This is a genomic window from Shewanella sp. ZOR0012 (assembly GCF_000798835.1).
Taxonomy (GTDB): Bacteria; Pseudomonadota; Gammaproteobacteria; order Enterobacterales; family Shewanellaceae; genus Shewanella; species Shewanella xiamenensis.
Window position 1 is genome coordinate 2,413,835 of the sequence record NZ_JTLE01000094.1, and the last position, 8,957, is coordinate 2,422,791.

9 protein-coding genes are annotated in these 8,957 nt (G+C 46.8%); 5 read left to right on the forward strand and 4 right to left on the reverse strand.

Annotated features, from left to right (window positions below; genetic code table 11):
- The 5 genes from secD to L976_RS12260 all read left to right on the forward strand — a co-directional run.
- Positions 1-1,210: protein translocase subunit SecD (secD, locus tag L976_RS12240; protein ID WP_081990916.1), on the forward strand; the 1,210-nt coding region annotated here is incomplete at its 5' end.
- A 12-nt stretch (positions 1,211-1,222) separates the two neighbouring features.
- Positions 1,223-2,170: a protein translocase subunit SecF gene (gene secF, locus L976_RS12245; protein ID WP_037420245.1), complete on the forward strand. Its 948-nt coding sequence runs from the start codon at positions 1,223-1,225 to the stop codon at positions 2,168-2,170.
- A gap of 261 nt (positions 2,171-2,431) precedes the next feature.
- The gene (locus L976_RS12250; RefSeq protein WP_047537066.1) at positions 2,432-2,749 is read left to right on the forward strand and encodes a putative signal transducing protein; all 318 of its coding nucleotides are present in this window, start codon (positions 2,432-2,434) and stop codon (positions 2,747-2,749) included.
- 322 nt (positions 2,750-3,071) lie between these two features.
- The gene (locus L976_RS12255) at positions 3,072-3,983 is read left to right on the forward strand and encodes a precorrin-2 dehydrogenase/sirohydrochlorin ferrochelatase family protein (protein ID WP_047537068.1); all 912 of its coding nucleotides are present in this window, start codon (positions 3,072-3,074) and stop codon (positions 3,981-3,983) included.
- Positions 3,984-4,068: 85 nt separating this feature from the next.
- Complete coding sequence (locus tag L976_RS12260) at positions 4,069-4,614, forward strand: YaeQ family protein (RefSeq protein ID WP_037420235.1); 546 nt, start codon at positions 4,069-4,071, stop codon at positions 4,612-4,614.
- A gap of 44 nt (positions 4,615-4,658) precedes the next feature.
- On the opposite strand, the gene L976_RS12265 is transcribed toward L976_RS12260, so the two are convergent.
- The 4 genes from L976_RS12265 to L976_RS12280 form a co-directional block, all read right to left on the reverse strand.
- Positions 4,659-7,088, reverse strand: a complete 2,430-nt coding sequence (locus L976_RS12265) for a S8 family serine peptidase (RefSeq protein WP_047537071.1) — start codon at positions 7,086-7,088, stop codon at positions 4,659-4,661.
- 585 nt (positions 7,089-7,673) lie between these two features.
- Positions 7,674-8,072, reverse strand: coding sequence for a rhodanese-like domain-containing protein (locus L976_RS12270; protein ID WP_037428230.1), 399 nt, complete (start codon positions 8,070-8,072; stop codon positions 7,674-7,676).
- A 25-nt stretch (positions 8,073-8,097) separates the two neighbouring features.
- Positions 8,098-8,310, reverse strand: a complete 213-nt coding sequence (locus L976_RS12275) for a YgaP family membrane protein (protein WP_037428231.1) — start codon at positions 8,308-8,310, stop codon at positions 8,098-8,100.
- Between the two features lie 41 nt (positions 8,311-8,351).
- A partial coding sequence (locus tag L976_RS12280; protein WP_197062277.1) for an efflux RND transporter permease subunit occupies positions 8,352-8,957 on the reverse strand: 606 nt, incomplete at its 5' end.

The following is an 8,957-nucleotide window of genomic DNA, read 5'->3' on the forward strand; positions in this document are numbered from 1 at the left end:
CGTGATGAGCGAAACCTATCTCAAGCAGATTAAAGAAGAAGCGCTGCAGCAAAACATTACCACTATCCGTAACCGTGTGAACGAGTTAGGGGTAGCTGAGCCTGTGGTTCAACGCCAAGGTGCTGAGCGTATTATCGTTGAGCTGCCTGGTGTACAAGACACTGCCCGCGCCAAGGAAATCTTAGGTGCAACTGCATCGATTGAATTCCACATGGTAGACGATAAGGCCGACCCGAATGCGGCGCAATCTGGCCGTGTACCTGCGGGTTCTGAGGTGTATCAACGCCGTGAAGGCGGTCAAGTGGTACTGAAGAAGGAAGTGATGCTAACGGGTGATCATATCACTGGCGCACAACCAAGTTTTGACCAATACAGCCGTCCACAGGTGAGCATCAACCTCGATGCCAAAGGCGGTACCATTTTCTCTAACGTGACTAAGGACAATATCGGTAAACCGATGGCGACCTTGTTCATCGAATATAAAGACAGCGGTGAGCGTAACGCCGATGGCAGCGTAAAAATGCTGAAAATCCAAGAAGTGATTTCTGTGGCGACCATTCAAGCGCGTTTAGGCCGTAACTTTGTGATCACCGGCTTAAGCCATGGTGAAGCACAAAACCTCGCACTGCTGCTGCGTGCTGGTGCCCTGATTGCGCCCGTATCGATTGTAGAAGAACGTACTATCGGTCCAAGCCTAGGTGCAGAAAACATCGAAAGCGGTGTGCAAGCCATGATTTGGGGTATGGCAGTCGTACTTATCTTTATGCTGGTTTACTACCGCAGTTTCGGCTTGATTGCCAACTTAGCCTTAACCGCAAACTTAGTGATGGTGGTTGGGGTGATGTCTATGATCCCTGGCGCCGTATTAACCCTGCCTGGTATTGCGGGTATGGTGTTAACTGTGGGTATGGCGGTTGACGGTAACGTACTGATTTACGAGCGTATCCGTGAAGAGTTACGTGCAGGTCGCAGCGTGCAGCAGGCGATTCACGAAGGTTACGGTAACGCCTTCTCTACCATCGCCGACGCTAACATTACTACCTTCCTGACAGCGCTGATCCTGTTCGCCGTTGGTACGGGCGCGATCAAAGGCTTCGCGGTAACCCTGATGATCGGTATTGCGACATCAATGTTTACCGCTATCGTGGGTACCCGCGCAATCGTGAACGCGATTTGGGGCGGTAAGCGCGTGAAGACGTTGTCTATCTAAGGGGAAGCGATAATGTTAGAAATTTTATCTTTAAAACGTACGGTTAACTTCCTCCGTCATGCGCTGCCCATCAGTATTATGTCGGCCATTTTGGTATTGGGTTCGCTTGTTTCTCTGGCGACTAAGGGGATCAACTGGGGCTTAGACTTTACTGGCGGTACTGTGGTTGAGATGGAGTTCACTCAACCTGTTGATTTGAACGTGTTGCGAACAAAACTGTCATCGCCTGAATTAGATGGCGCGATTGTGCAAAACTTTGGTTCAAGTCGCGACGTGTTAGTTCGTCTGTCGGTGAAAGAAGGCGTGAGCAGCGATGCTCAGGTTAAATCTGTGATGACAGCTGCTCAGCAAGTGGATGCAGGCGTTCAACAAAAACGGGTTGAATTCGTCGGTCCTCAGGTGGGTAAAGAACTGGCTGAGCAGGGCGGTTTAGCCGTGTTAGTTGCACTAATCTGTATCATGATCTACGTGTCGTTTCGTTTCGAATGGCGTTTGGCTGCGGGTTCAGTCGCGGCATTGGCCCATGACGTGATTGTGACCTTAGGGGTGTTTTCAGTATTTCAACTGGAGTTTGACCTAACAGTATTAGCTGGTGTGTTAACGGTAGTCGGTTACTCACTGAACGATACCATCGTGGTATTTGACCGTATCCGTGAAAACTTCCTCAAGATGCGTAAGAGCGATCCTGAAGAAGTCGTGAACGTTTCAATTACCCAAACCATGAGCCGTACCATTATCACGACGGGTACGACGCTGGTGACAGTTGTTGCGCTGTTCCTGAAGGGCGGCACCATGATCCATGGCTTTGCGACCGCACTGTTACTGGGTATTTTCGTTGGTACTTACTCTTCTATCTATGTGGCGAGTTTCTTAGCGATCAAACTCGGCATTTGCCGTGAGCATATGATGCCAGTTGAGATAGAGAAAGAAGGTGCAGATCAACCACCGATGATGCCGTAAATTGGTCTCAAATTAATCTATTTTAGATACCAATATTGTTGATAAAAATGCCACTTTTAAAGTGGCATTTTTTTCGCCATGATTACTCACTTTCGATAATCTGCTATCAAACTCACAACTTTATAGTGACTAATGCTGTAAAACGTAAATGTTAAATTGATTAACAACTGGCGTAAAAAACAGCACTCGACAGGCTCAGTTATTTCACTGTAGGATGTCGACTGCCGCTATTTTTAAAAGATAAATGCAGTAGGAAGTCGCATGGAAGAACGTAAAACATTAATTGCTGGTGGAAACCTATTACAGGCCCATACATGGAAGGGATTATTAGAAGCCTGCGGTATTCATGTGGAGTTGCGTGGAGAGGCCTTGTTGGGTGGCGTCGGTGAGTTACCAGCTGCTCTTCACAATGTTGAGCTATGGGTTCGAGAGTCGCAGTTGGCTAACGCACAAGCGCAATTAAGCGGCTTGGATGTGGTTAGTCCCCAATGGCAATGTGTACAGTGCCATGAGATGAATGAGGGCAGCTTCGAATTGTGTTGGCATTGTAGTGCTGAGCGTAGCGAGAGCCATAATTAATTTACTCATCAATCCATCTATCGTCGGGATCCATATTCCCGACTATCATTGCATATTTTTATTTAGATAAAAATTTTCTAACTTATTCATATTATTAAGTATTTATTGTTGAGTATCGTGTTAATCTACGCTGACTTATCATTTAGTTAGTACGATAAGATATGCCTGCATTATTCTGTCAGATAATGCGCTTATTCATAATGTTGAGTTAACGCTGTTTATAATCAGAGCCTTGATTTTTATATAGACCAAAACAGATGTTAACCCTGTGCATGAAAATAATTGAAGTTTGTTTTTACTCAATATTTATTAGGCTTATACGATGCAATATTTCCCGTTATTTATTGATACCGTTAATCTGAATGTGCTGCTTGTTGGGGCAGGGGATGTAGCGAGTCGTAAACTTGCCTTGCTGACGCGTACCGAAGCGAATATCCATGTTATTGCGCCAGAGGTAAATTCTGAGGTGCAAGCCTATGCTGATAAGGGACGGATATTATTGTCACAACGATCAGTCGTGCAGGCTGATATTCAAAATTACGATCTTATTTATCTCGCAACGGCCAACGATAAACTCAATAGTGAATTAGCGACCTTAGCCACAGAGCGTGGCATTTGGGTCAATGCCGTAGACAATCCCGCTTTTTGCCGTTTTATTACGCCGTCCATCGTGGATAGAGGGCGCCTTGTTGTGGCAATCAGTACCGCAGGGGCCGCACCTGTGTTTGCCCGTACGATCCGAGCGAGATTAGAAACCAGTCTACCGCAATCCTTGAAACCGCTATTTGACTTTGTGGCCGACAAACGTCTCGAAGTACAACAACGCCTCACCAGAACCGCGACACGTCGATTATTTTGGGAACGTTTTTTCGATACCAATGGTGATAGGTTTGATGCACGTACGCTAGAGCATTACCAAAATGCTTTTAACCATATCGTCAGCCGTGGAGAAATCCTGTTATTGGATGAGGCCACCCCCGTCGAGTTATTGCCGCTGGTGGCCATGCCGTTACTGCAACGCCTTGACTGGATTTATAGCCAAGAGACCTTAACGGATGAATTATCAGAATTCGTTCGCCGTGATGCTAACCGCGGCGGATTACTCGCTCTGAGCGAAATAACTCACGAATATGAGCAGGGCACAAGAATGCTGATTGTTGCCGATACTCAGAAAATTAATCAGCTAAAGGCCCACTTTCCTGTCGCGAAGCATTTACGCCCAGGTGCGATTTAGTCTTCTTTATCGTAGTTTGTTTGAGCTGACGGCGAGTCTTAGGTAGACTCGCCGTTATTTTTTATCATTAAGCTTAGGATGTACTATGGCGCTTAAAGCGACCGTGTTTAAGGTCAATCTTCAGATCGCTGATATGGACCGGGGATATTATCAAGATCATCAACTGACATTGGCTCAGCATCCTTCGGAAACCGATGGTCGCATGATGGTACGTTTGCTGGCTTTTATCCTCAATGCTTCCGAGACCTTAAGCTTTACTAAGGGATTGTGTGTGGATGACGAACCCGAACTATGGGATAAGAGTCTCTCAGGGGAAGTCAACCTGTGGATCGAGTTTGGCCAAGCCGATGAGAAGTGGCTGCGTAAGGCGAGCGGCCGCGCGAAAGCGGTGCAGCTGTTTACCTACGGCGGACGTAGTGTTCCAATTTGGTGGAAACAGAATCAAGCAGCATTAGAGCGCTATAAAAATTTGAAAGTATGGAATATTGCCGAAGAGTCAGTGACGGCGATGGAGGCGTTAGTGAGCCGCACTATGTCGCTGCAAGCGTCTATCAGTGAAGGGCAAGTCTGGTTATCGGATAATGAGCATAGTCTGCTTATCGAACCAGAGATGCTTAAGGATTATCAATAATAAAAGAGCCTGCGATTGCAGGCTCTTGTGTTAATTCGCTGTGATTATTGGAATTTCAATTCCCAGCTATCGATATAGCCTACGTCACCACGGCCGCTATCTACTGCTTTAAGTTTCCACACACCGCTTGACTCAACGCCAGTCATATCCACTGTGTAGCTCTTGTTGATATTGTCAGTGCCAGAACCTGTTCTATTGTGCAATGTTGAAGTTTGACCACTTGGGCTGATCAATTGCACTTTTAAGTCACCAATGTAAGGGTGAACAATATTCACCACGGCAGTCACAGTGCCTGAGTTACCCGTGCGAGTAACTGTGATTGGGCTCGTGATACCAGTGGTCTTGTTATCAGGAATATTGTAGTTATCGGTGTTGGTGTAGCTTGCTGGCGTGGTAGGAGTACCACCACCGCTTTGGGCTGTGTAGCTTGCGGTTAACGATACACCGCTAAAGGCTGAATAGCCTTTTACCATCGCGTAGTAAGTACCAGATTGAACGTTGCTGATTGGGCAAGATTCACTGTTACCACCTTTGTATGGACGGCAATCGTAGTTTGAGGTCGTTGGCGCTGCGCCGTACTGTACGTACAGATCCGCATCACCCGTGCCACCGTTCATCACAAAGCCTAAGTTAGTTGCACCCTGTGGCACTTCAAAAGAGAAATGCAGTTCTTCACTGGCGGCGCCGCTTAGACCTGTTTTTGGCACACCGTTCACTAACACGCTGTCAGTTGGTGTAGGGTCAACCGGATCCGTAGGACCATTACAGGACGCATCTAAGAAGGTTTTCGCTGCAACGGCATTGACCAGACCATAACCATAGTAATCATCACGGCCAGCTGTGCCTAAGTCTTCAGCAGTTTGCTTGAGTGCGTTACGCACCTGAGCAGCGCTACATTCTGGGTGATAGCTCCACACTAAGGTTGCCACGCCTGAAACATGTGGAGTCGCCATCGATGTACCGTTGTAGTACTCGTAGTCTTTATTACCTTGGTTGCTTACGGTAACGGTTGCGCCTAACTGGTTACGCAGTGCTAGACCGGTTGCACGGTCAACAGACACCGACACCATGTTGATTTCGCTGTTAGCATCGACCAAGAAGGGGTTTTGTAGTCCAGGTAAGGCAGTGTTACTGTACACGATAACAGCGCTAGCGCCCGCATTCTTACAGGCTTTTACCGCATTGATTTCTGGATAAGAAGTGCCTTGGTTACCCACTCGCTCAACTAGACAGACTTTGTTGGTCATATTGCCGCAGTTGAAGGTTGAGCCGCTAACCGTACATTCGGCTAAGGTTGCGGTTGCCGTGCCATTGTATGGATTGGGGGCATAGTTAGTGCCTGATGGCGTAAAGCGATTGTGTGGCACAACGCCGGAGTTAAAGTATGACTGACCACCGATAGTAATATCGGCTAAACGTCCTTCACCGCGTGTAACTGTAGAGAGAATGGCTTCACCAGGACCCGAGATCTCGACTTGGTTGGTGTATTGCGAGAAGGCTGAGTGGTCCTTGTGATTATCAACAGACGCTACTGACATTACCGCATCGTACGAAGCGGGGTAGCTATGGGTATTGTTACCATCGTTACCCGCGGCTGCAATCAAGAGTACACCGTTATTGTAGTGGGCGGCTAAGGCATTGCGCTCGGTTGTACTTGAGCCTGCGCCACCTAAACTCATGGTGACCACATTGGCGCCATTATTCACGCAGGTATCGACCGCAGATACGAGTGAAGATGAGTAACCCCAGCCAGCTTCATTAAATACTTTAATCACATGGATATTGGCATTTTGATTTGGCATCACGCCAATCACGCCGTCGTTGTTGGCGATCGCCGCGATAGTACCAGCAACGTGGGTACCATGGGCATTGTTATTGCCAGGTTCAAACCAATTACCTGTGCCGGAGTTATTGGTGCCTGTGACATTGTTACCGCTTAAGTCGCTGTGACCACGGTCATAACCTGAGTCGATAATACAGATGGTGCGGTTACCCGCTTGGCTATCGCTTAATTGGGTCGCACCCACAAAGGTTTGCCCCCAAGGGGTTGTTTCACTTAAAAAGCGGCGTGGCATGTCTTCTTCCACATATTCCACATCGGCGCGGGCTCTTAATGCCTTAATGCCATTGTTATCCAGCTTAACTGAGTAGCTGTTACTGCGGCCAATACGCTTCATTTCTTTGGCTTGCGCCCTGTTCAGCACACTGTGCTGGGCGCTAATTTCAGCCACTTGAGGCTGGTAGTTCATGGTGGTGGGCAATTGGTCGCTGACTTGAGCACTATCGACAGACATCAGAGCGGGGGCATCGGCATTTTTAAATTTAACGATATAGCGCTTAGGCAAAGGAGAGGTCTGTGCTTGCATCGCCGCGTTGAAACCCGGTACGTCGGGGGCAGCATGAACACTTGCTGAAATTGCAATAGCTAAGCTGGATAAACTCAGGGCTATCTTAGTGGTTCGATTGATTGTCATGTTTTTCTTCCATGTTCAATTTAGAGTTAATCATTATTATTTTGTGCTTTTAAAGAATAACTACGACTCAGATGCTACTCGGTTAGTGAATTTATCTTCCGTGTAAGTATTTGTAAATTAAATGTTGATGGTATGGCGGTTGGTAAAATTGACTGAGGTAATAAGCGAATTTATTGAATAAATAATCAGTTGTTACAACTTGTAACGAATGTGTTGGCACTATTTATGTTTATTTATGTGGAAAAGGTGAATAAGTAAAAGTGAATTCTAGCGGCTTTAACAGCGAATAATGGGCTGAGGTAGTTGTATAAATTATTGAAATTTAAATTTATAATTTTTTGGAATTAAAATGTGAGAAATCTGTAGTGTTTTTCGGTGTTTGATATTGAGTTTAATTCAAGTGATTGATTATGCAATTTTATTGAGTTAATGCGTCGGCAGTTTGGCATTTGCCAATTTATTGGCTTTTATGCATGAGCGCAACAGGATAATCGACTAGTGAGTGGTGGGTGAGATACATGAATCTCGGCAGAAATATAAAAAAGCGCCAACAGGCGCTTTTCCATCGTGAATCGAAACAGCAAGTTACTCTGTTTTAGGCTGAGCGTCGGCTAAGGTCTGATAACCGCCACCGTTATAGGTTTGAGTGTAACCCGCCGCGACTAAGGCTTCGGTCGCGATACTGCTGCGTCGACCGCTGCGGCAATACAACACCACTGGCGCATCTTTGGCGATACCGCGTTTAGCGAATTCTGCGGCGACTTGCTCAAAGGGAATATTAACCGCATTGGCTAAATGGCCCGCGGCAAATTCCTCAGGGGTGCGAACATCAAGCACCATGGCCCCAGCAGCGATTTTCTCCCATGCTACTTGAGGCTGTTGATCTGCCGCATTTGCTGCATGAGGTACTATGGAGAGTGACAAAAGACTCAATAGGGCTACTCCAAGTAATTTTTTACTGCCAAACAGTAACTTGTTAAACACTGACTTTCTCCTTTGCAAATCTGCATTAACGTTGTTTAGCGATTTCAGCTTCAGATTTGATGCCGAGTTTGCGTAATACCATTGCCGCTGGGCAAAAACCCGTGAAAGCGCTTTGGAATAGGTTAGCGCCTACGAAGGCGGTTAACCACAAAAAGTTATGGTGAACAAAAGCGGTTAATACCAAAGACAGTAACACCATAAATCCGGCAAAGGCCATAATGCTGCGTTCGAGTGACATAGCTTGCTCCTAGAGGCAGCACGATGGCTGCCTATTGTGGGTTAATCAGCTGTTTGAGTTAAGTTTATGCGATTTTTCATCGCCGCGTAGTAAAGCACAGGGATCACGATTAGGGTCAGTAAGGTCGAGATAAAGATCCCGAAAATCAGACTGATCGCAAGCCCATTGAAAATCGGATCATCCAAAATAAACAGGGCGCCAATCATGGCCGCCAAAGCGGTCAGCATAATCGGTTTGGCTCGCACCGCACCCGAGTGGATCACTGCGCGCTCAAAGGGTACACCTGAGGCGGTTTCCTGATTGATAAAATCCACTAATAATATCGAGTTACGGACAATAATCCCCGCTAAGGCAATCATGCCAATCATCGAGGTGGCGGTAAATTGCGCACCAAGCAGGGCATGGCCCGGCATCACTCCAATCACCGTCAGTGGGATGGGCGCCATAATGATAAGCGGCACGAGATAGGATCTAAATTGGGCGACGACCAATAAGTAAATTGCAATCATGCCCACGGCATAGGCGATACCCATATCTCTAAAAGTTTCATAGGTGATCTTCCATTCCCCGTCCCAAAGTACGGCGACAGAGTCTAAGCCTGTTGGTTGGTGGATATAATGCTGATCGAAACCTAAGCCACCATCGCC